This is a genomic window from Colwellia sp. 75C3 (genome assembly GCF_002836255.1).
Taxonomy (GTDB): domain Bacteria; phylum Pseudomonadota; class Gammaproteobacteria; order Enterobacterales; family Alteromonadaceae; genus Colwellia.
This window is the reverse complement of the sequence record NZ_PJAU01000031.1, coordinates 307,765-330,751: the sequence shown is the minus strand read 5'-3', so window position 1 is coordinate 330,751 and position 22,987 is coordinate 307,765. Positions and strand designations below refer to the sequence as shown.

Sequence of the window (22,987 nt, the reverse complement as noted above, 5' to 3'; positions counted from 1 at the left end):
TAACCAACAAAAAAGGCAAGCTATTACAGCTTGCCTTTTTTATTGCTTGATATGAATTCATTACGGAATTCATATCGGCTTTACTATTAACGTCCTAGCGAAGTTCTCTTCTTAATATTTTACCGACATTCGTTTTAGGTAGTTCTTTTCTAAACTCAACTAATTTTGGTACTTTATAGTTAGTTAAATTTTCACGGCAATGTTTGATAAGTGTTTCTTCATCTAAATCATCCGATTTTTTCACCACAAATATTTTGACTATCTCACCTGAAACTTCGTGAGGTATACCAATAGCTGCAGATTCTAAGACCCCTTCATGCATGGCAAGTACTTCTTCAATTTCATTTGGGTAAACATTAAAGCCAGAAACAATAATCATGTCTTTTTTACGATCAACAATAGTGAAAAAACCTCTATCATCCATCATGGCAATATCACCCGTAGCAAACCAGCCATCTTTTAATACTTCAGCAGTAGCTTCTTCACATTTGTAATAACCTGTCATGACTTGAGGGCCTTTAACACACATTTCGCCTGACTCACCAATATCCGCTTCACTACCATCTTCACGCATGATTTTAACATCAGTTGAAGCGGCAGGAAGACCTATACTGCCGTCATAGGCTTCAAGATTGTAAGGGCTTATCGTTACTAAAGGTGCACATTCAGTTAAGCCATAGCCTTCTAACAAACGGGTACCTGTAACGGCTTGCCAGCGTTCAGCTACTGGTCGTTGCACTGCCATTCCGCCGCCAAGCGACATTTTAAGAGTACTAAAGTTAAGGTCACTAAAACCAGGGGTATTCAATAAGCCGTTAAATAAAGTATTTACGCCCGTAATCGCGGTAAACGGATACTTTGATAATTCTTTAACAAAGTTAGGCATATCTCTTGGGTTGGTAATCAATAAATTGGTACCGCCCATAGTAAAGAATGTTAGGCAATTCGCCGTCAAAGCAAAGATATGATAAAGCGGTAAAGCAGTTACCACTAACTCTTGGCCTTCTTCTAACATTGGGAAAATGGCCGCTTTAGCTTGTTGTAAATTGGCTACCATATTTCGGTGAGTTAACATTGCGCCTTTAGATAAGCCCGTTGTTCCACCGGTATATTGTAAAAAGGCCAGATCATCACCGCACAACTCTACCGGCGATAATGTAAGTCCTAAACCGCGTGATAAAGTAGTATTAAAACGTACCGCATGAGGGAGATTGAAAGCGGGTACCATTTTTTTCACGTATTTAACAACACAGTTTACTACCGTACCTTTGACTAAGCCCAAGCGATCACCTAGTGATGTCATGATGACATGTTTCACTGCGGTTTTATCCACCACTTTTTCAAGGGTTTGTGCAAAGTTCTCTATAATCAGCATTGCTTTAGCGTCAGAGTCTTTTAATTGATGCTCAAGTTCACGGGCCGTGTATAAAGGATTTACGTTTACAACAGTAAGTCCTGCTAATAAAGCGCCAAATAAAGCGATAGGATACTGTAAGCAGTTAGGTACCATAATGGCAAATTTATCGCCTCGCTCTAAACCTAAATCTTGTTGTAAGTATGCTGCAAAAGCGGTTGCTTGAATTGACAGCTCTTCATAGGTAATTGAAGCGCCCATATTAATGAAAGCAGTTTTATCACTATACTTTGTAGAATATTTTGTGAACATAGCCACAATGGATGGATATTTATCCGCATCTATTTCAAACGGTACATCACTAGGGTAACTTTTCTCTAACCAAATTTTTTCCACAACGACTTTCCTCAATAGGTAATTATGTTGCTATTTATTTTAATAATCATTTTATTTGCAGCAACTCATATTTCAATAATACAGTTTTATCAAATTTTCTAGTAATACGCCACAAATTTAAACGCTTGTTTGAATTTTACTGATAAAATGGCTAATTAAAGATGATAATTCCTTCGTTTGTTCCATATGAACATGGTGACCACCTACTAACTTGGACGTTGATAGGTTATCAACACCGGAAGAAAAATGTTCCAATCCTGTTGTAACCATTTTCATGCCTTTATCGCCAAATATCAATTGTAAGGGGCATTTAATATCACCAAACAATTGTTGTGCTTGCGCTAGACTTAATCGATAAGGTGAAACCGTACGTAAACGCGGATCTGAACGCCAACGATATAAAATACTAGCTTGGTTACGATTTATTGTGTCATCGGTCTTAATTTCAACTTCTATCAATGATCTTTGGACGATTAACTTAGCATGTTCCGGATTTAAATCAGACACATTTAATCGTGCTTTAATGGCAGTTTCTTCAGTAAAAGAACGGCTAGACTTAACTGACTTTACTCGGCTCAATATGCCTTTTCGTAGCTGATGAGTTGTTTGCTCTGCTGGCGCACAAATAAAGCCAAACGAGTCAATTAACGTCAAGGACTTTACTTTTTCAGGAAAAGCAGCAGCAAATGCACTCGCAATCATTGCGCCCATTGAATGAGCCACGATATCAATTTTTTTCCAATTATTCAGTTCAAATAGCGCGACTAAATCACTCACATAATCAAAAAAATGATAATGAGCACCAACACTACGATGATCTGAATGACCATGACCTGGCCAATCTAGTGCGATAATACGTCTATTGGAAAATGAGTTACTTTCTTGCGCTATTTGCTGTATTAAAGGTAAAAAGCTCGCGGCATTATCCAAGTAGCCATGTAAGCATAACACTGGTTGATGACGTTTATTCCCACAACCGATTGCGGCAAGTGTTAAATCACCTAACTGATAGCTAAGCTCATCAATTTCATTGTTATCTGCCATAGAGTTATACCTCTGAAAATTCACAGCTGAAACCACACTTTAAGATTAGAACTTTAAAACGGCACCTTTAAGTTAATATTTTGCTTTAAGCATGGGACTTTTTATTGGTTTTAATTAAGGAATACAGGGCTGCAATCGCTAACACGCACCATAATAATACCCAAACTAATTCAGGAACCATGGTCATTGAAGCTAAGGCGGCACCATCGCCTAAATCACGACCATCAAATAAGTACGTTGGACTAAATAAACTATTTAACAAAATACTTAAACCAAAAAACTTTAACAATAACTGTAGATAATATAATCGACGCATTTTTACAGTGAATACAAACATCACCGCTAAGCTCCCGATAATAATCATAGTAAGTAAATCTCTTGCCCATAAGACGATTGAAGCAAGCAGTAAAACGATCATCACGCCAGAAAAAATTTGTGCGGTACGTTGATGACTATTCGCCAGTTTGAACAGTAGCCAACCCCAAACAGTTGCTCCAGCATAACCAAAGAAGGTAATAAAGAAGCTTAAGCCACCTTGAGTAGTACATAGCCCTGCACCTGTAGCAAACAACTGGATATTGATGATTTCACCACCCGTAAGCAATGCAGCAATACCATGACTTATTTCATGAAAGTATGTTTCCAACCAATTCAGCGGGATAGAGACGATAGGAATTTGTCTGATGACAATCGCAGCCACCAAGAGGAAATATAATTGATATTTTTTCCAAAAGCTGGATTTAGTATTTTGTCGGCTACTCGTCATAATGTACTACCATAATATGCTGCTATAGTTTTATTCCAGAATTAACTGATCACAATTTACTGACCAAAATAGTTTTTATTTACCTGGAAGCTTTTTCCAAGAAACTGTATCTCTAACATATACCGGCTGAGCATCTTCGGCTGATACGCCCTGCCCTTGCTCTAATTTTACTTTACCAATACTCAACATAGCTTCTGCTGTCGGGAATAACACATATGGGCTGCCTTCATTGATTTTCAATGATAACAACTGTTCACCTAATTTTTCAGAGTACGCATCCCAACCTGTGCCAACAGCATAGAAAGAGGCAATAGCTACTGATGAAAGATGTTCTGTTAGCTTCTCTGGTGGTGTAACCGCTTCAGCTTGTTGTGCTTGCATAATATTATTTTCATCAAGGACAAAATAGCCATTATAAACTTCAGACATACGGGCATCTATTGCAGCAATAACTTCTTTCTGACCATGTTTTATATATGCCAATTGTGCCATAGCCTGTAAGCTAGAAACACCTACAACGGGTAAGTTAGCCGAAAAGGCTAGGCCTTGCGCCACACCAACACCAATACGAACACCAGTAAAACTACCTGGTCCTTGACCAAAAACAAGACCATCAAGTTCGGCTAGTTTTATTCCAGCCTCATTAAGCACTGCATCTATCATGGGTAGTAGATGTAAACTATGCGACTGTGGGCAAAGCTCATATCGAGAAAAGGTTTTACCGTTTACTTGTAGTGCAACAGAACATGCTTCCGTTGAAGCATCAAGAGCCAAATAATTCACTATATTTACTTACCTATATAAGTTGGTTGATATTTTAAGATTATCTTTTAAAAATAATAAAATAATTAAATTAATATTTATCCGAATTAAATGCTATCTTGCTCCCGGCGCGAGGACTGATGCATAGTTTTTCTATGTACCATTTATCGAAGTAAAGCTTCGCAACAAAGAGCAAGAAGTAATTAAGCGGATAACTTAAAGGATGTCGACTAAGTCTATAACGAATGTAACTGTTTGACCTGCAAGTGGGTGATTAAAATCGATAGTAACAGAGTCACCATTAATTTCTTTAATCATGCCTGGTAACTCACCACCGGGTTGAGAAAAAGTAATAATATTACCTATTTCTGCTGGTACTTCAGCAGAAAATTTATCAAGACCCATATAATGAATATTGTCTGGATTAGTCTCACCAAAAGAATCTTTTGCTTCAAGGGTAAATTCTCTTGAATCGCCTTTATTCATGCCAATTAATTCAGCTTCAAAAGCAGGAGAAATACTGTTATCACCCATAATGATTTTTGCTGGTTTATTATTTACTTTAGTACTATCAGCAGCAGAGCCATCACTTAACTTCATAGTTATATGAACAAGAATGCTTGAGTCACTTTGGATCTGTGTGTGCGTTGAATCGGTCATTATTACATCTCTACCTTATTTGTTTTATTCTTCTTTTCGTCTTTTTCGTTATCACTTTCTTTATTCGTGAAGGATTCAAAAATCATTAAAGCAGCACCAATAAAAATAGCAGAATCAGCAATATTAAACGCAGCAAAATGATAGCCAGCCCAATGAAAATCGAGAAAATCGATAACATAACCAAATAAGGCTCTATCGATTAAGTTACCTACCGCGCCACTTAAAATGAAAGCAAAAGCAATACTTAATAAGCGCTGTTGTTTAGGGGTTTTTGCCATCCAAACGAGAAAAACAATACTGGCGATACTGGCAATAGCAGTAAAGAACCAACGCTGCCAACCACCTTGATCAGCTAAAAAGCTAAAGGCTGCTCCGGGATTGTGAACGTATGTTAGGTTAAAAAAAGGTAACACTGACAAAGTTTCACGATAGTCAAACGTTCCGGCAACCCAATGCTTAGTTACTTGGTCAATGATCAAACAAAGTAGTGTTAACCACAACCAGCGTAAACCTGTTTCATTAAATAATTTTTTCACTTATGACAATTCCCATTCCACAATAAAAGAATACCAATTTCATTAAGTTTATTCGCACTCAGCGAGAGTTAAAAGGCTTTTATACAAGGCATTGATTGCAGAGAATAGTTATTCTATTGTTCAAATCAATAACGCAGGATAGATGCCTTTTAAACTCGCCCTTGGGAGCTTCTTCATAAAATGATAACGGCACAAGTATGTTTGATTTAGCTTGCTAGACCATCACAAACTCTATTTGTTCTAATTTCATGAAGACAGCTCTGAGCTGCAAGAAAATCAATGCAATTGGTATAGGCTACTAGGCAGTTAACTGCGTAGTAGCTTAGATAGTTTAACTTTAGAGAACTTAACTGAATTTACTTAAGTTAACTTAAGCAAATTGTCTCGTTTCACCAGCGCCATCAATATTAGTGATACAACGACCACATAACGTTGGGTGTGCTTCACTTTCGCCAATGTCAGTAGTGACATGCCAACAACGCTCACATTTAATACCTTCGGCTGGAGCAACAGTTAACCATAAACCTTCAACCTCAGTTTCAAGGGCATTTTCTGGTGCCGATGTTACGGTTTCAATAGTCGCTTTAGAGGTGATTAAAACAAAACGAAGCTCATCACCCAATTTAGCTAATTTAGCGGCTAGGTCAGCAGTTGCAAACAAAGTAACTTGTGCTTCTAGTGCTTTACCAACAGACTTATCTTTTCTTGCTTGCTCTAACGCGCGGTTAACTTCACCACGAACAGTCAATAATTCAGTCCAGTATTCATTACCAAGCTCTTCTGCTGAATCACTAACTTCAGCCTGTTTAGTGAGGCCATCGAACCAAACACCAGTAAAGACAAACTCATCGCGCTCACCGCTTACAGGTAAAGGTAGTGCTTCCCAAATCTCTTGTGCTGTAAACGACAAGATTGGTGCCATCCATGCAGTCATTGCTTCAGCAATTAAGTACATAGCTGTTTGACATGAACGACGTGCATTTGAATCGCTCTTAGCTGTGTATTGTCTGTCTTTGATAATATCAAGATAGAAACCGCCAAGCTCGTTAGTACAAAAGTTCATTAACTTATGTACAACTACATGAAATTCATATTCATCATACGCGTTAATAATGTCTTCTTGTAAACGAGCTGCTTTATCGATAACCCAGCGATCAAGCGCAACCATATCTTCAACAGCAACCATGTGGTTAGCTGGTTCAAAACCAGTTAAGTTAGATAATAAGAAACGTGACGTATTACGAATACGACGGTAAGCATCGGCTTGACGTTTGAATATTTCATCACCCGCTGTTATTTCTTGCGTGTAATTTACTGAAGCAGTCCACAAACGTAAAATATCAGCGCCTAAGTTGTTAGTAATTTCTTTTGGCGTAATAACATTACCTAACGACTTAGACATTTTGTGACCTTTAGCGTCAACCACAAAACCGTGAGTAAGTACTTGCTTATATGGCGCTGCACCATTCATAGCTACTGATGAAATCATTGATGACATAAACCAACCACGATGTTGATCAGAGCCTTCAAGATATAAATCTGCAATACCGTCAAATTCGTCACGCGCTTTGATAACTGATTCATGGGTAGTACCTGAATCAAACCATACATCTAAGGTATCAGGTACTTTAATATATTCGTTAGCGTCATCACCGATTAACTCGCTTGGCTCTAAATCAAACCAAGCTTGAATACCTGATTTTTCAACAAGAAGAGCAACTTCTTCAATAAGCTCAATGCTACGCGGATGCAATGCACCCGAATCTTGATGAATGAACAATGCCATAGGCACGCCCCACGTGCGTTGACGTGAAATACACCAATCTGGACGACCTTCAACCATAGATTCTATACGACGTTGACCCCAATCAGGGATCCACTGTGTTTTTTCGATTTCGTTTAATGAATCTTGACGTAAACCTTTTTTGTCCATGCTGATAAACCACTGCGGCGTAGCACGGAAAATTAGTGGTGTTTTATGTCTCCAACAATGCGGGTACGAATGATCTAATGCATGATGATGTACTAAAGCACCGTTTTCTTTTAACAACTCAACCACACTAGCATTGGCTTTAAATACATGTTGGCCAGCAAGTAATGGCGTATCTTCAAGATATACACCGTTAGCGCCAACAGGGTTAGCCACTTCTAAGTCATATAGTTTACCAACAACAAAATCTTCTACACCGTGACCTGGCGCAGTATGTACACAACCTGTACCTGAATCAGTAGTAACATGCTCACCTAAAACAACAGGAACCGTGAAGTCATAAAACGGATGTTGACATTGTACTAGCTCTAGCTCGCTACCTTTACAGAAACCTAATGCATGGTATTTATCAAAGCCGAAACGATCCATACAGGTAGTAACTAAATCAGAAGCAATGATTAAACGTTGCTTTTCACCTGCCTGTTCACATTGAACTAAAGTATATTCAACCTCAGCATTCACTGCTATTGCACGGTTAGCTGGAAGTGTCCAAGGTGTTGTTGTCCAAATCACAGCGCCGATTTCACCTTCGCCTTTATGGCCTTCTGGGTGAGAGAATTTATCTGCTACTGATTCGTCGCTAATAACAAATTTCACATCGATAGCGGGTGATTGTTTATCTTTATATTCAACTTCAGCTTCTGCCAAAGATGAACCACAATCAGTACACCAATGCACAGGTTTAAAACCTTGATGTAAGTGACCATTTTCAGCAATTTTACCTAATGAACGGATAATATTGGCTTCTGTACCAAAATCCATGGTTAAGTATGGCTTTTCCCAATCAGCGAAAATACCTAAACGTTTAAAATCTTCACGTTGACCATTAACTTGCTTAGCGGCGTACTCACGACATTTTTGACGGAAATCGCTAGCGCTGATCTTATGACCTGGTTTGCCGACTTTTTTCTCAACCATTAATTCAATCGGTAAACCGTGACAATCCCAACCCGGTACAAACGGTGAGTTGAAATCAGATAAGTTTTTTGATTTAACAATAATATCTTTTAAGATTTTATTAACCGCGTGACCTAAGTGAATATTACCATTGGCATAAGGAGGGCCATCATGCAGAATAAATGACTTTTTACCTTTTTTGGCTTCACGAATTTTGCCATAAAGATCTTTAGCAGCCCAATCTTTGAGCATGTTAGGTTCACGGTTAGCCATATTACCTTTCATAGCGAAAGAAGTGGCAGGTAAGTTCAAGGTCTGTTTGTAATCACTCATGTAAATCATTATCCGTTTATGTTGGCTGATAAATTTAACAAAACGCTATAAATATCAACCCGATTTATAACTGTTTATTTGATTAGTTTATTTTTCTTTAACTCAAGTAAAGTGCAAATAAAGCCTTTCGTTTAAAGCCTTATGCTAATACTTTTTTTGCTTGTTCACTGTCTTGATGAATTTGCGCGGTTAGCGCTTCAAGGCTGTCAAACTTAATCACTGGGCGTAGTTTTTTCTTCACTATCACCTCAATACATTGTCCATACAGGTTTTCATCAAAATCAAAAATATGTACTTCTAGCTGTTGTCTAACACCATTAATCGTCGGTCTAGCGCCAATGTTTGCAACACCTTTAAATTCACCACTATTAGTTTTTACCATGACAGCAAAAACACCACTAAGCGGTGAAACTCGTCTTTTAAGTAAGACATTAGCGGTTGGAAAGCCCAATTGGCGTCCACGTTTATCACCATGAAATACCCGACCAATAATCGAATATTCTCTGCCTAACATCTGTTTAACCGACACTAAGTCGTCTTGTTCTAATGCTTGACGAATAGCTGTTGAACTAATTCGGCAATCTGCCATTTTGTAACTGGTGGTATCTGAAACGTCGAAGCCGTATTTTTCTCCAGCCTGGCATAACATGGAGAAGTTACCGGTACGATTCTTACCAAAATGAAAGTCATCTCCGACAATAAGATGCTTTATTCCTAATTTTTTCACCAATAAATTTTCTATAAAATGCTGCGCACTTTGATTAGCAAATTTAGCGGTAAAATTTACACAGATAAGTCGTTGTACGCCAAGTTTGGCTAATAAATTATATTTATCACGTAACCTGCATAATCGAGCTGGTGCAGTTTCTGGCGAAAAAAGCTCTTGTGGTTGTGGTTCAAAAACCAATACCGCAGCCACACAATTTAATGTTTTGGCTTTACTTACTAAAGCTTTAATCACTTGTTGATGCCCTAAATGCACACCATCAAAATTACCAATAGTTAATACACAACCATGATCTTGTAATCGAATATTATGTACACCACGAACTAACTGCATTAGCTATTATTCTACCTTTATCTATCACGCTAAATGGCTCAAATAAGCCACCGACGAATCTCAATGATGACATTCGTTTAAAATAAATCGACAAATTATATAACAGCGCGCGCTAATAATCAGTAGCTCAAACACTTTTTTTACGCTTATTTTTCGTCTTTTAACACTTTAAAATCACTAAAACGTATGCCTAACAAAATAATCATCACAAGGTAACTGACAACACCTAAGATAATACAAATAGTCAGTTGTTGTACTTGGTCAAGAAAACTCATCGCTAACCACACATCAAAGTCACTGGATAATTGGTAAACTACCAGTGCCATAACACATGCGCTGAGCACTAATTTACCAATAAAAATGAGTGTTTTAGTCGACAGTTCATAAACACCTTTAGCTTTCAATCCACGGTATAACAACCAAGCATTGAGCGTAGCTGAAAGTGTCGTGGCGATGGCGAGACCGACATACCCGAAAAATGGTGCCAGCATTAAGTTAAAGGCCATGTTGGCAACCATCGCTTTAATACCAATTTTTACCGGTGTTTTGGTGTCCTGACGAGCGTAATACCCAGGAGCTAAAATTTTAATAAACATAAAACTTAGCAAGCCTGACAAATAGGCAAATAATGCCATAGATACTTGGGTAACATCGTGTTGACTAAATTCACCTCGCATAAACAACACCATGATAATAGGCTGCGCTAGTACCATCAGTCCCGCTAATGCTGGCCAACCAAAGAGACAAATAACCCGAATCCCCCAATCTAGGGTCGCGCTAAACTCCGCAGGATTATTTTTGCTATGAAGCTTTGCCAGACTAGGCAACACCACTGTCGCAATACCAATACCAAATAAACCTAACGGGAACTCAAGTAACCTGTCCGCATAATAAAGCCAACTGATAGAACCAGTGATTAAGAAGCTCGCAATTAACGTATCAAGTAATAAATTAATTTGCGTGACTGATACGCCAAATAAAGCAGGCACAATCAATTTTCGTATTTTGGTAACACCTTCACTACGCCAAGCCCATTTAGGTTTAACGAGCATACCCGCTTTATACAGAAAAGGAATTTGAAAGAGGAATTGGATTAAACCACCTAAGAACACCCCCCAAGCCAATGCATGAGCAGGACTTTCGGTATAAGGCGCCCCATAAATAGCCATGCTGATAATAGCAATATTAAGCAGTACCGGCGTAAAAGCAGCAACGGCAAAACGACCCATTGTATTAAGAATCGCACCTGAAAGTGCAGCAAAGCTGATAAACCATAAATATGGGAAAGTGATACTCAGCAAGTTATTTGCCAAGGTAAATTTTTCTCCACCAGGAGCATCATTAAACCAATCGACAAACCAACCAAAACCAAAAAGCATGACAAACAACGGCGACGCTAACATACCAAATAGTGTTACACCGGTGATAATGACACCTAAGGTGCCTGACACTTGTGCGATTAATAAACGCGTTTGTTCGTGGTTATTTTGTTCAGCGGACTTTTCACCTGATTTTTTATTTAGGTTTTCACCTTTGTGCTCACCTTGCTGTTCATCCTTGACCTGATATTCACTTAAAACTGGCACAAATGCTTGAGCAAATGCCCCTTCAGCGAAAAGTCTTCGGAAAAAGTTAGGGATTTTATTGGCAAATAAAAATACATCCGCCATCACACCTGTTCCCATCACATTGGCAATGACAACATCGCGTACTAAACCTAATACGCGAGAGATTAAGGTCATAACACTTACAATCAGCCCTGATTTAATTAACTTTTTACTCAAAAAAACATCTCCAAACCAAGTTCATACCAAGTTTTTTTTGGTTGTATTTTGGTTGTATAAACAGCGTTACATGGATACAGAAGTAACGTAAAAATAAGACAAAAATAAATAATGTGTATTATGTGATGATTTTAGCCATTTAAACAATGTATACTTACCGCTGTTCACAACATGTTTAGTTCTATCTGCTAAGTTTTTAGCCAGAAACAACAACCATATTCTTTTTAATTGCTTTCTTATCGCTAAGAATACAATTAAACAATTAAAACATTTGACAATGAGCTAAAAAAAAGGCATATTTCGTCGCCTTAAATTTAAGCTTATAATCAATCTTTTAGGAGATCACCTTGGCTAACTCAAAGCAAGCTAAGAAGCGCGCAGTACAATCTGAAAAGCGCCGTCAACATAACGCAAGTCGTCGTTCAATGATGCGTACTTTACTTAAAAAAGTACTAGCAGCAATTGAAGCTGGTGACAAAGAAGTAGCAACGAAAGAATTCGCTGCTGCTACACCAACTTTAGACCGTTACGCAAGTAAAGGTCTTATTCATAAAAACAAAGCAGCTCGTAGTAAGAGTCGTTTAAATGCAAAGATCAAAGCACTTTAATTTTTGCTTTTAATTGTATTGTTTTATGAAATGATCTTCATGTAGTTAATCTATATGAATCATTTAAAAACCGACTTAGGTCGGTTTTTTTATATCTGAAATTCACCGTTTATGGCTATTTAAGTATTTCTCTTAGATTAAATAGTCAGTTTTACAGTCGGAATGGCATAAAAGCCCCTTTCACTATTGCACTCACCTCCATTTTTGTTAGTCTCTAATCAACTTATTTATAGAGACCTCCTATGAAAGCACTAAAACTAACAAAAATAGCCGCCGTAGTATTACTAGCCTGCACCACTTTAACCGCATGTAATAATACCGACGAACAAAGCAGCGCCCAGAACAGTGCTAAAAAGGCACAAAGTGATATTAAAACAACTCAACCTGAATTACTTCAAGGTTTTGAAAGTCGTTTAAATATATACAAAGAAGTAACCCTTACCGCTGATTTAAGTCACTTATCTGTTAATCAAAAGAAAATGTTAGCCTTACTTATTGATGCTTCTAAAATAATGGATGACTTATTTTGGCAACAAGCCTATTCACAAGATAAAAAGAGTTTTCTAGCGAGTATTAAAGATGAGAACGTAAGAAACTTTGCTGAAGCTAACTATGGCCCATGGGATCGTCTTGATGGTGATAAAGTATTTTTAAGCCAAGCGACTACAAAAGCACATGGCGCTGAGTTTTACCCTGCTGATATGACTAAAGCTGAATTCGAGCAAAGTGAACTTACCGATAAAATGGGTCTTTACTCTGTTGTTAGACGTGATGATGAGGGTAAATTGACGAGCGTTTCTTACTCTGAAATTTATCATGATAAAATGAATCGCGCTGCTGCAATTCTTGATGAAGCAGCAAAATTTGCCGACGATAAAGAATTTTCTAATTATTTAACTATGCGTGCTCAAGCTTTACGTACTGATGAATATCAGGCATCAGATTTCGCTTGGATGGACATGAAGAATAATCCTATCGATGTGGTTATTGGACCAATTGAGAACTATGAAGATCAACTTTATGGTTACCGTGCTGCTTTTGAGTCGTATGTTTTAATTAAAGACTTAGCATGGAGTGAAAAACTGGCTAAATACGCTCAGTTTTTACCTGAACTACAAAAGGGCCTACCGGTACCAAAAAAATATAAAGCTGAAGTTCCAGGCTCAGATGCTGACCTAAATGCGTATGACGTTATTTATTATGCCGGTCACTCAAATGCTGGTAGTAAAACTATCGCCATTAACTTACCCAATGATGAAGAAGTGCAACTTAAAAAAGGCACCAGACGATTACAATTGAAAAATGCCATGCGTGCCAAGTTTGATGCCATCATGTTACCTATCGCTGATACGCTTATCGTGCCTGAACAGCGTAAAAACGTAACGTTCACTGGTTTCTTCGCTAATACTATGTTTCATGAAGTTGCTCATGGCCTAGGCATTAAAAACACCCTTAACGGTCAAGGTCCAGTTCGCCAAGCATTAAAAGAGCATGCCTCTGCATTAGAAGAAGGCAAAGCTGACATTCTTGGTTTATACATGATTCGCCAATTACTTGATAAAGGCGCAATCACTGACGGTACATTAGAAGATTATTACACCACCTTTATGGCAGGAATTTTCCGCTCAATTCGTTTTGGCGCAAGTTCAGCCCACGGTAAAGCGAATATGGTTCGTTTTAATTACTTCCAAGAAAACGGTGCCTTCACCCGTAATGAGCAAGGTTTATACAGCATTAATGTTGATAAGATGACCGCCGCTATAGATTCTTTATCACAACTGATCTTAACGTTACAAGGTAACGGTGACTATAAAGGTGTTGATAGCTTAGTGAAAGAGAGTGGCGTTATTGGTGAAACACTTGCCGCCGATTTAGCTCGCTTAGAAGCCGCTAGCATCCCGGTAGATATTGTCTTTAAACAAGGTAAGAAAGTATTAGGCCTTTAATTGCTTAACGTTGTGGTGTAATACCCATTAAAAAGGCGCTTATCGAATTATTCGATAAGCGCCTTTTTATTAACTTAACAAAAGTATTAAGAAAAAGAAGTTAGCCATTAAATAAGACTAACTTCTTTAAACATATCACTTAGAAAGAGAAGTCATCTGCATCAAGTGCCATCATTGATTCACCACCATTTTCAACACAAGCGGCATGGCCTTTGGCACGTGGTAATATACGTTCAAAGTAAAAGCGGGCTGTTTTAATTTTTGCTTGATAAAAGGCTTCTTCATCGGTGCCCTGAGCAAGTTTATCTTGTGCAACCTTCGCCATTTTTGCCCAGAAGTAAGCCAAAGTTAAATAACCTGAGTACATCAAATAATCAACCGATGCAGCACCAATCTCGTCTGGATTTTTCATTGCCTTTTCGCCAACTTTTTCTGTCATTTTCTGCCAATCACCGCCAAAGCTCATGATAGGTTGAATAAACTCTTGCATGGCATCGTCATCAGCATTTTCTAGACAGAACTTGGTTACTTCACTACCAAAGGCTTTAAGGATTTTTCCTTTAGACCCTAATATCTTTCTAGCTAACAAATCTAACGCTTGAATACCGGTAGTGCCTTCATAGAGACAACTAATTTTAGTATCGCGCATGAGTTGTTCCATGCCCCACTCTTTTATAAATCCGTGACCACCAAAGACCTGTACACCATGACTAGTACACTCTAAACCTAATTCAGTAAGGAAAGCTTTAGCAATAGGTGTTAATAAAGCGAGTTTTGTTTCAGCTGCTGCTTTTTCTTCTTCACAAGTACTAACATGGCCGATATCAACTAACTGAGCCAAATAAGCAATCAGTGCTCTACCACCTTCCGCAATAGATTTCTGTGTTAACAACATACGACGAACATCTGGATGAACGATGATGGCATCTGCTGGACCATTAGGGTTCTTCACGCCTGATAAAGAGCGCATCTGAAGTCTATCTTTCGCGTAAGCTAATGCGCCTTGAAATGATGCCTCTGCAGCCGCAACACCTTCAGTGGCTACACCTAAACGAGCAACGTTCATAAAGGTAAACATGCAATTTAAGCCACGATTCACTTCACCAATTAAATAACCTTTAGCGCCATCAAAGTTGATCACACAGGTTGCATTAGCATTGATGCCCATCTTGTGTTCAATAGAGCCACACGAAACCGCATTACGATCGCTAATAGCCCCCTCGTCTGTAATATTAAACTTAGGCACAATAAATAGTGAGATGCCTTTACTGCCTTCTGGAGAGCCAGGGATCCTTGCGATAACAATATGAACAATATTGTCAGATAAATCATGCTCACCGGCAGAAATAAATATTTTAGTACCACTTAACGAGTAACTACCATCATCGTTTAATTCAGCTTTTGTGCGCAACATGCCTAAATCAGTCCCGCAATGAGGTTCTGTTAAACACATTGTTCCCGTCCAAGACCCTTCAACTAACTTAGGCATAAACTGATTTTTTTGCTTTTCATTACCATGTGCTTCAATGGTCGCTAATGCGCCATGACTCAAACCTGGGTACATAGCAAAACTATGGTTCGCACTAGAGAAAAGTTCGGTAATGGCTGTATTTAATGAGTGTGGTAAACCTTGACCACCAAAATTTACATCTTGCGCTAGTGTTGGCCAACCACCTTCAACATATTGTTGATAAGCTTCTTTAAAACCATCCGGCGTTGTCACCTCACCATCTTTCCAAGTACAACCTTGTTCATCACCACTTTGGTTAATCGGGGCAATAACTTGCTCAGTAAACTTTGCCGCTTCGCTAATAATGGCATCAACCATATCTAGGCTAGCATCTTCATAACCTAACTTTTGATAATGGTTATCGCAATTAAGTAGCTCTTGCATAACAAACTTAATGTCTCTGATCGGGGCTTTGTACTCTGGCATGACTTTCTCCAATGGTTAACTTTTTGGCTTAACAAAAGCCAACTGGTCTGAGGTCAGACCTTTTCAAACAGTTGTTTGATTAAATCATGTTATTGACACTTTTTAAATAGCAGAAGTAAAAAAAGGAACATATCTCGTTCCTTTCTTGTCTTAAGTTATTTGAAATAGCGCGAATATATCCTCATTTTCATTCATAAAACATTATTTTATACATTTGAATATACCCATTACTATTCAAAATGCTGGATTTCAAATGACGTTAAATAAAATAAATACTTTAAGCATAGTCGTTATTATTTAACACGGGATAGGCTCTTTTAAAAACGATCGGAGAAGTAGATCTTACAGGGGGGTAATAACAAAAAAGCTTAGTGACGTTAATCACTAAGCTTTTTGGTGTCTAATTTTTCTTTCAAAAATTAAACTTAATAATCACGCAAGATAATTATTAATCTTCTTGAGTGCTATTTTCAGACGCTGTTCTATAGCTATTATTTTGAGATTCTAAGTAAGCAAAAACCGTAGTGAATGCTTCTTCTTGGTATTGCTTGAGACCGGTATCACGAAAGTCTATATCTATTTGGCTTCTTGATAATTCTTTCTTAATAAAACTACCAGCTAAAATTTCAACGTCTAATGCATCAATCAGTTGAATAGCGGCTTCGATTTTAAAACCAATTGGACCACCAGAAAACTTACCTTTTAAAGCGCGACCTTTAATTTGTACATGAGTCACTTGGTAATCTTCCATAAGCTTTGCAAAAGCAAATTGAAATTTCTTCACTTCTTCTGCATCGCCAGCATTATCAAGGCTAATTTTTTGTACGCGAGTATGAGGAATATCATACAAGTTGTTTTCTTTTGACACGATACAAATAATCGCATCATTACTTTTAATTTCTACGCCACAAGCTCTCATGGAAAAACCTCATTAATCTAATTGCCAATATTATATACTCATTATCATTCAAACTATACAAAGAAGTAATTAGAACTACCCATAATGAAGATGAACTTTATGGAAGTTAACTAAGCTTACAGGTATCATTTATTATAATTACGATAATTGAGTAAATTTAATGAAAAAAGTGTGTGTGATCACCGGTGGTAGCTCTGGTATTGGCTTAAGCATTGTAAAACTCTTCGTTGAAAATAATTACCAAGTATTTAATTTAGATTTATCTCCGTCAACGATGGGTGATGACTTCAAAAGTGAGTACCGCCAATGTGATGTGACAGATGTGAGCAAAGTTACCGAAATAATTAATGCTATCGCTGATGAACACAGCATAGATGTTTTAATATCAAATGCGGGCATTCATTTTTCGGCCAATATTGAAAATACCAGTGAAGCAGATTTAGATAAAGTTTTTAACATTAATGTTAAAGGTGCCTATGCCGCTATTAAAGCGGTATTACCCTCAATGAAAGCTAACAAAAATGGCGCAATTCTTTTGATGGCCTCTGACCAAGCATTAATTGCCAAACATAACTCGTTTGCTTATAACTTGAGTAAAAGTGCCCTTGCCTCTATCGCTAAAACAACAGCGCTTGATTACGCATCTTTTAATATTCGTGCCAATGCTGTCTGCCCTGGTACTATTGAAACGCCACTGTACCACCAAGCAATTAATAACTATTGTCAGAAGTCAGGTGCTGATATAAATGAAGTGCATCAAGATGAAGCTAAGCTACAGCCTCTACAACGCTTAGGTCAGCCTGAAGAAGTAGCTGAGTTGGTACTGTTTTTAGCTTCCGATAAAGCCAAGTTTATCACCGGTAGTTTACAAGTGATTGATGGCGGTTATACCGCGCAATAAGCTTTATTTATCAATTTATACATTAAGTTAAATATTGATTAAACCCTTAATATATTCAAAAACAATACACTATGACCATTAATATCATTGACCCCCACCTGCATTTATTTAGCCACTCACGTGGGGATTATCATTGGTTGAAAAGTGAAAACCCACCATTTTGGCCAGATAAGTACCTACTTCAGCAAGACTTTTCTATTGAGGATTTAAATAACGCCTTAGTAAATGAAGAAATTAAGCTGTCTGGCTTTGTTCATATTGAAGCGGGATTTGATAATGCTCAGCCTTGGCGTGAACTCGAGTATATTGAAAGTTTACCTTGTCAAAAAAATAGAACTATCGCCAGCATAGATTTATTAGTTTCACCTGAACACTTCCAAAAATCATTGCAACAATTACAGCAATATCAGAGTTTAATAGGCGTACGCCATATCCTTGATGAACAAGCTTATGCTATTTTATCGAATCATAACGTACAGGAAAACTTCGCCAAGCTTAATGAAATAAGCGATTTTATTTTTGAACTGCAGTTACCATTGGCTGATGAAAGTGCGATTAAAGTAATGCCGCTATTATTGCAAACTATCGATAAGAATAAGCAACTGCGTTTTATCATCAATCATGCTGGTTTCCCACCTAAAATAGCGTCTAAAGAGTTTAATGTGGATGCTTGGGATTTATGGAAAAAGCAACTAACTGAACTTGCTAAATACCCGAATGTGTTTATTAAATGCTCCGGTTGGGAGATGCAAGATCGACAATATGAAATGTCTTGGTTTAGTGATGTTACTCGCTTTTGCCTCAACAAATTTTCAATTAAACGAGTGATGTTAGCCAGTAATTTCCCGCTGTGTTTACTCGGTAATAGGCTAGATAATGAAGAAGGTAACAATAGTTACGCCAGTTATTGGCAGGATATTCTGAAATCTACAGTCATAAAACAATGTAGTAAAAATGAAAAAAACGCATTGTTATATAACAATGCGCTTCGTATTTATCAACTTGATAACATTGAAAGTTAGCCGATTAAACGGCCTACTTAACTGTCTATCTAATTATCTACTTAATAGTAACGTGCGGTGATTTTTTCACTATCGCATCATTAAGTTCAATACCTATACCCGGTACTTCTGTCACTTGGAAAAAGCCATCAACAGGCTGCGGATCTTGTAAGCACAACTCACGGTTCCAATCTTTAATCGCATAAGTATGATGCTCATGAATTAAGAAGTTTGGAATAGCTGTTTCTAAGTGCAATGATGCAGCTGTTGCAACAGGGCCGCCACAAACGTGTGCTTGTATACGAATATCGTAAACATCAGCATAATCACAAACTTTTTTCGATTCAGTAAAACCGCCACATAAACCGACATCAGGTTGTAATACATCAATACTTTGATCTTCAAAGTAAGGTCTTACATCCCAACGATGATACAAACGTTCACCACCGGCAATCGGTACATTAACGTTATCAGACACTTTTTTATGTACGGCCGGATTTAAATAGTTAACCGGCTCTTCGTACATCATACAACCCACTTCTTCGACAATTCTGCCCATTTGTATTGCTGAAGCTGCGCCCATTAATGAATGAGATTCAAAAATAATGTCGACATCTTCACCGACGGCATCACGAATAGCGCGTAGTCTATTACCAAATAAACGCATTTGTGGTTTAGTAAATAACTTGGTGCGATCAAAAGAAGAACTGCCATCACCGTTATAAACGATTGGATCAACCTTTACGGCATCATAACCTTGTGCAACAGCTTTTAAAGCAGCTTCTGCATACTGCTCAGGCTCAATAAGCTTTTTAATTTCAGTGTCCCAATCAAACTGAAGTTGACTCGCATAAGTGCGCAATTTATCGTTTACCTTACCACCAAGTAGCTGGTAAACAGGTACACCTAAAGCCTTACCTTTAATGTCCCATAGCGCCGTATCAATGGCGCTCATTGCTGAATATAAAACAGGTCCGCCGCCTAAGCCCCAAAAGCTCTCACGTAACATGCGCGACCATAAAAGCTCAGTGTTAAAAGGATTAAAGCCAATAAGTACTGCTTCACTGATCTCTTTAATCATGGCTGCTGCAGCGCTATGCCCCCAGTCATAAGCTAAGCCTGCTTCACCAACACCACTAATACCTTCATCCGTGTGTATACGCACAAAAATAGGGTTCCAACCAATGCGCTTAGGGCAATGGATATCAAAAACTTCAACGTGAGTAATCTTCATATTTTTCTCGACTAAGTTAATTCTTTTATTTAGTTAACTTCTATCTAGTTAACTCTCATTTTTAAATTTTTTAATAAACTTTATAATTATGTTCAAAAGGAGTAGTCATCTTTCTTGACGATGTATCGTTCAAGTTAAAGGAAAATGCACGGAGTTGACGCTAGTCAATGAGTACCTTTGACGCCTAAATTGAGCGATACAGCAAAAAGAAGGTGACTACTGAGCAAAAGTGGGGTCATTACGATAAACTCTTCTGAGCATGGCTGGCCATGCTTTTTGACCGCCCGTTTCGCCAGAATGCACAATATTAGCTTGCGCCTTAATGCCATCAATAATACTTTGCGGGGCATAAATAGGTTTCATGCCTGTCGCCATTACTTGAAGCTGTATTTCACAAGCACGTGTTAAATCATACATATGCATAAAGGCATCACCAATGGTTTTGCCCATGGTTAAAGCACCATGATTGCGTAATAACATAAAGTTTTTATCACCTAAATCATGTTGCAATCTACGCTTTTCATCATCATTAACCGCTAGACCTTCATAATCATGGTAACTCATAGACGCTAAGGCAAACATTGAATATTGACTTAAAGGCAATAGCCCCTCTTCTACACTAGCAACGGCAATAGTTTCATTAGTGTGTATATGCAATGCACAAATGTCATCGTGGCGTACTTGATGTACTGCACTATGAATAGTAAAGCCTGCTGGGTTTATTTCAAACGGACAATCTTTGTCGATAATATTACCGTCAATATCAATTTTAACTAAATTTGAGGCGGTTATTTCTTCAAAAGCTAAACCGAAAGCATTTATCAAAATATGTTCAGTACCCGGGATGCAGACAGAAATATGAGTATGAATAAGATCATCCCAACCGTGCATTTGTAATAACCGGTAACAAGCCGCCAAATCTACCCGTAATTGCCATTCTTGGGCTGATACTTTATTTTTTAAATCGAGTTTAGGCAGTGGCTGCATTACAAGAGCTCTCTATGTGTAAGAATAGTTGGTTATCGCTAGATTTTACCTGATGATGAATAGGCAATAAAGCCGTTTAAAACATTGCTTTGATAATAGCAGCGATTAATAATATAAATACCAATATTGGTAATATTTTACCGTACTTACCTTGCTGTTCATCGGTCATGGATTTACCAAACTTCTCCCCCAAAGTAACCATCAGAAATACCGCTAAAAAAACACAAGCCAAAATAATTATTAATGTCATTTTTTTTCTCTTTTTATTAGTTTTTTATACCCTGTTTTAGCAAAATCGATTACCATAGCAAACAGTGCAACTTACCATCAAATATAGCAATGCAACAAACCGATAATTTCTACCAAAAACGTCGTTTTATCATAAAATTAGGCAAAGCTTTACATAAGCTAGGCTCTACCGCATATCGTTTAGAAGATAACCTATTATCTATTGCAAGTTTCCTCGATATTCGCGCTTCATTTATCATCACGCCTACCGCATTAACTTTTATCTTATCTGATGATGAAGATGATCAGCAATATAATCATTTAGTCCGTGTTAGTCCTGGTGATATCGACCTTGGTTCTTTAGCACGTATTGATGAGCTTGTTGATGAGCTAATCAACGGTCAGCGTACACTAAGTGAAGCGATTGATCGTTTAGCCGAAGTAAAAAATAAACCAGCACCTTACGGTACTATGTTATCTTTTTTAGCGTACGGAGCATCAAGCGGCGCTTTTGCTATGTTAATGCATACTAGCTGGCACGATGTTTTTTGGTCGACTATTTTAGGTTGGGTTACCTTTGCTTTTGTACTTTGGGCTGAGCGCTCACGACGCATGTCTGATTTACTCGAACCAATGGCAGCTCTTGTGGCATCACTATTAGCTTCGGCCATATCAATAATTGATCCTAGCATAAATATCCCTATGGTAATTCTGTCAAGCATCATTGTATTTATACCGGGGCTATCTTTAACCGTGGGTTTATCTGAACTTGCGGCACGGCATTTAATGTCTGGTACTGCGCGCATCATGGACAGTATAATGATGTTATTTAAGCTGTATTTTGGTGCTGTATTAGGTATGGCTCTGGGTAATTTGATATGGGGAACTTCAGTATTCATTCCTCCTGACACTATGCCAGTGTGGACTTCATGGCTTGCGGTAACAACACTTTCTGCCAGTCTAGTTATTCTCTTTAAAGTAAGATTAAAAGACGCTCCTTGGGGTATGATTTCTGGTTATATTGCCTTTGGTGTTAGCATTTGGGCAAGTAATTATTTAGGCGTAGCGTTAGGCGCATTTGTTGGCGCTTTTGCACTAGGCTTATACAGTAATTTATTTTCTCGAATGATGAACCTGCCTTCTAGCATTGTAAGAATCCTCGGCTTAGTCGTACTTGTACCTGGATCCAAAGTTTATATTGGCTTAAATAGTGCGGTCTCTGGACAGAATATGTTGAACGTACCTGATTTAGGTTCCCAAACATTCTTAATATTTATGTCACTGGTTGCTGGTATTATTTTCTCCAATGCAGTATTGCCTCATGGAAAAACCTTATAATTAATATTTGCATCATCACATTAAGCGTCTGTAACACCTAGTCAAACATTTGTTAACTAGGTGTTAAACCAATAAAAGCAAGACCTTGCGTAATAACCTTCCTAAATATTAATTTCTGATGATATTTCTAAATAAAACAAATATGTAAACAGATGTTTCATTCGCTAGAAATCCTTAAAAATACCCAGTAGAATCGAGCAATCGTGCGTATTTAGCATGTTCAAAGTATAAAAAATTAAAAAATTAAAATTCTCATTATATCTTTGATTACTCAAAACATTCTATGACATATAGACAAGGAATTTTC

19 protein-coding genes are annotated in these 22,987 nt (G+C 37.8%); 5 read left to right on the top strand and 14 right to left on the bottom strand.

What is annotated here, in order from left to right; all coding sequences use genetic code 11:
• Positions 1 to 94 precede the first annotated feature (94 nt).
• The 9 genes from fadD to murJ all read right to left on the bottom strand — a co-directional run bounded on the left by fadD (position 95) and on the right by murJ (position 11,582).
• Complete coding sequence (gene fadD / locus CXF85_RS01560; protein ID WP_101226759.1) at positions 95 to 1,750, bottom strand: long-chain-fatty-acid--CoA ligase FadD; 1,656 nt, start codon at positions 1,748 to 1,750, stop codon at positions 95 to 97.
• Positions 1,751 to 1,867: 117 nt separating this feature from the next.
• Positions 1,868 to 2,794, bottom strand: coding sequence for an alpha/beta hydrolase (locus tag CXF85_RS01555; protein WP_101226758.1), 927 nt, complete (start codon positions 2,792 to 2,794; stop codon positions 1,868 to 1,870).
• Between the two features lie 85 nt (positions 2,795 to 2,879).
• A complete protein-coding gene (locus CXF85_RS01550) occupies positions 2,880 to 3,560 on the bottom strand; it encodes a M50 family metallopeptidase (RefSeq protein ID WP_101226757.1) in 681 nt (226 codons plus the stop codon).
• Positions 3,561 to 3,635: 75 nt separating this feature from the next.
• Positions 3,636 to 4,343, bottom strand: a complete 708-nt coding sequence (gene tsaB, locus CXF85_RS01545) for a tRNA (adenosine(37)-N6)-threonylcarbamoyltransferase complex dimerization subunit type 1 TsaB (protein ID WP_101226756.1) — start codon at positions 4,341 to 4,343, stop codon at positions 3,636 to 3,638.
• A 195-nt stretch (positions 4,344 to 4,538) separates the two neighbouring features.
• Positions 4,539 to 4,982 (bottom strand): FKBP-type peptidyl-prolyl cis-trans isomerase, encoded by a 444-nt coding sequence (fkpB, locus tag CXF85_RS01540; protein ID WP_101226755.1) that lies wholly within the window; start codon positions 4,980 to 4,982, stop codon positions 4,539 to 4,541.
• Between the two features lie 2 nt (positions 4,983 to 4,984).
• Positions 4,985 to 5,518 (bottom strand): signal peptidase II, encoded by a 534-nt coding sequence (gene lspA / locus CXF85_RS01535; RefSeq protein WP_101226754.1) that lies wholly within the window; start codon positions 5,516 to 5,518, stop codon positions 4,985 to 4,987.
• Positions 5,519 to 5,888: 370 nt separating this feature from the next.
• Positions 5,889 to 8,738: an isoleucine--tRNA ligase gene (ileS, locus tag CXF85_RS01530; protein ID WP_101226753.1), complete on the bottom strand. Its 2,850-nt coding sequence runs from the start codon at positions 8,736 to 8,738 to the stop codon at positions 5,889 to 5,891.
• 139 nt (positions 8,739 to 8,877) lie between these two features.
• Complete coding sequence (ribF, locus tag CXF85_RS01525; RefSeq protein ID WP_101226752.1) at positions 8,878 to 9,798, bottom strand: bifunctional riboflavin kinase/FAD synthetase; 921 nt, start codon at positions 9,796 to 9,798, stop codon at positions 8,878 to 8,880.
• Between the two features lie 146 nt (positions 9,799 to 9,944).
• Positions 9,945 to 11,582, bottom strand: coding sequence for a murein biosynthesis integral membrane protein MurJ (murJ, locus tag CXF85_RS01520; protein WP_101226751.1), 1,638 nt, complete (start codon positions 11,580 to 11,582; stop codon positions 9,945 to 9,947).
• 347 nt (positions 11,583 to 11,929) lie between these two features.
• On the opposite strand from murJ, the gene rpsT reads away from it, so the two are divergent.
• Together rpsT and CXF85_RS01510 are read left to right on the top strand one after the other, a co-directional pair.
• Entirely contained in the window at positions 11,930 to 12,190 is a 261-nt protein-coding gene (gene rpsT, locus CXF85_RS01515) for a 30S ribosomal protein S20 (RefSeq protein ID WP_101226750.1), read from the top strand.
• A 242-nt stretch (positions 12,191 to 12,432) separates the two neighbouring features.
• Positions 12,433 to 14,136 (top strand): dipeptidyl-peptidase 3 family protein, encoded by a 1,704-nt coding sequence (locus CXF85_RS01510; protein WP_101226749.1) that lies wholly within the window; start codon positions 12,433 to 12,435, stop codon positions 14,134 to 14,136.
• Positions 14,137 to 14,275: 139 nt separating this feature from the next.
• On the opposite strand, the gene CXF85_RS01505 is transcribed toward CXF85_RS01510, so the two are convergent.
• The gene (locus tag CXF85_RS01505) at positions 14,276 to 16,072 is read right to left on the bottom strand and encodes an acyl-CoA dehydrogenase C-terminal domain-containing protein (RefSeq protein WP_101226748.1); all 1,797 of its coding nucleotides are present in this window, start codon (positions 16,070 to 16,072) and stop codon (positions 14,276 to 14,278) included.
• Positions 16,073 to 16,520: 448 nt separating this feature from the next.
• Entirely contained in the window at positions 16,521 to 16,991 is a 471-nt protein-coding gene (locus CXF85_RS01500; RefSeq protein ID WP_101226747.1) for a DUF3010 family protein, read from the bottom strand.
• A gap of 160 nt (positions 16,992 to 17,151) precedes the next feature.
• Here CXF85_RS01500 and CXF85_RS01495 point away from each other — a divergent pair, with 160 nt between their 5' ends.
• Complete coding sequence (locus CXF85_RS01495; protein WP_101226746.1) at positions 17,152 to 17,892, top strand: SDR family NAD(P)-dependent oxidoreductase; 741 nt, start codon at positions 17,152 to 17,154, stop codon at positions 17,890 to 17,892.
• 71 nt (positions 17,893 to 17,963) lie between these two features.
• Positions 17,964 to 18,914, top strand: a complete 951-nt coding sequence (locus tag CXF85_RS01490; RefSeq protein WP_101226745.1) for an amidohydrolase family protein — start codon at positions 17,964 to 17,966, stop codon at positions 18,912 to 18,914.
• Between the two features lie 37 nt (positions 18,915 to 18,951).
• Here CXF85_RS01490 and CXF85_RS01485 read toward each other — a convergent pair whose 3' ends face one another.
• The 3 genes from CXF85_RS01485 to CXF85_RS22930 form a co-directional block, all read right to left on the bottom strand.
• The gene (locus CXF85_RS01485; RefSeq protein ID WP_101226744.1) at positions 18,952 to 20,127 is read right to left on the bottom strand and encodes a mandelate racemase/muconate lactonizing enzyme family protein; all 1,176 of its coding nucleotides are present in this window, start codon (positions 20,125 to 20,127) and stop codon (positions 18,952 to 18,954) included.
• Between the two features lie 216 nt (positions 20,128 to 20,343).
• On the bottom strand, positions 20,344 to 21,114 hold the full coding sequence (locus CXF85_RS01480; protein ID WP_101226743.1) for a class II aldolase/adducin family protein: 771 nt from the start codon (positions 21,112 to 21,114) through the stop codon (positions 20,344 to 20,346).
• A 76-nt stretch (positions 21,115 to 21,190) separates the two neighbouring features.
• Positions 21,191 to 21,364 carry a hypothetical protein gene (locus tag CXF85_RS22930; protein ID WP_198555439.1) on the bottom strand — a complete coding sequence of 58 codons (174 nt, stop codon included), beginning with the start codon at positions 21,362 to 21,364 and terminating at the stop codon, positions 21,191 to 21,193.
• 89 nt (positions 21,365 to 21,453) lie between these two features.
• On the opposite strand from CXF85_RS22930, the gene CXF85_RS01475 reads away from it, so the two are divergent.
• Complete coding sequence (locus tag CXF85_RS01475) at positions 21,454 to 22,680, top strand: threonine/serine ThrE exporter family protein (RefSeq protein ID WP_101226742.1); 1,227 nt, start codon at positions 21,454 to 21,456, stop codon at positions 22,678 to 22,680.
• The last annotated feature ends 307 nt before the right edge of the window (positions 22,681 to 22,987 follow it).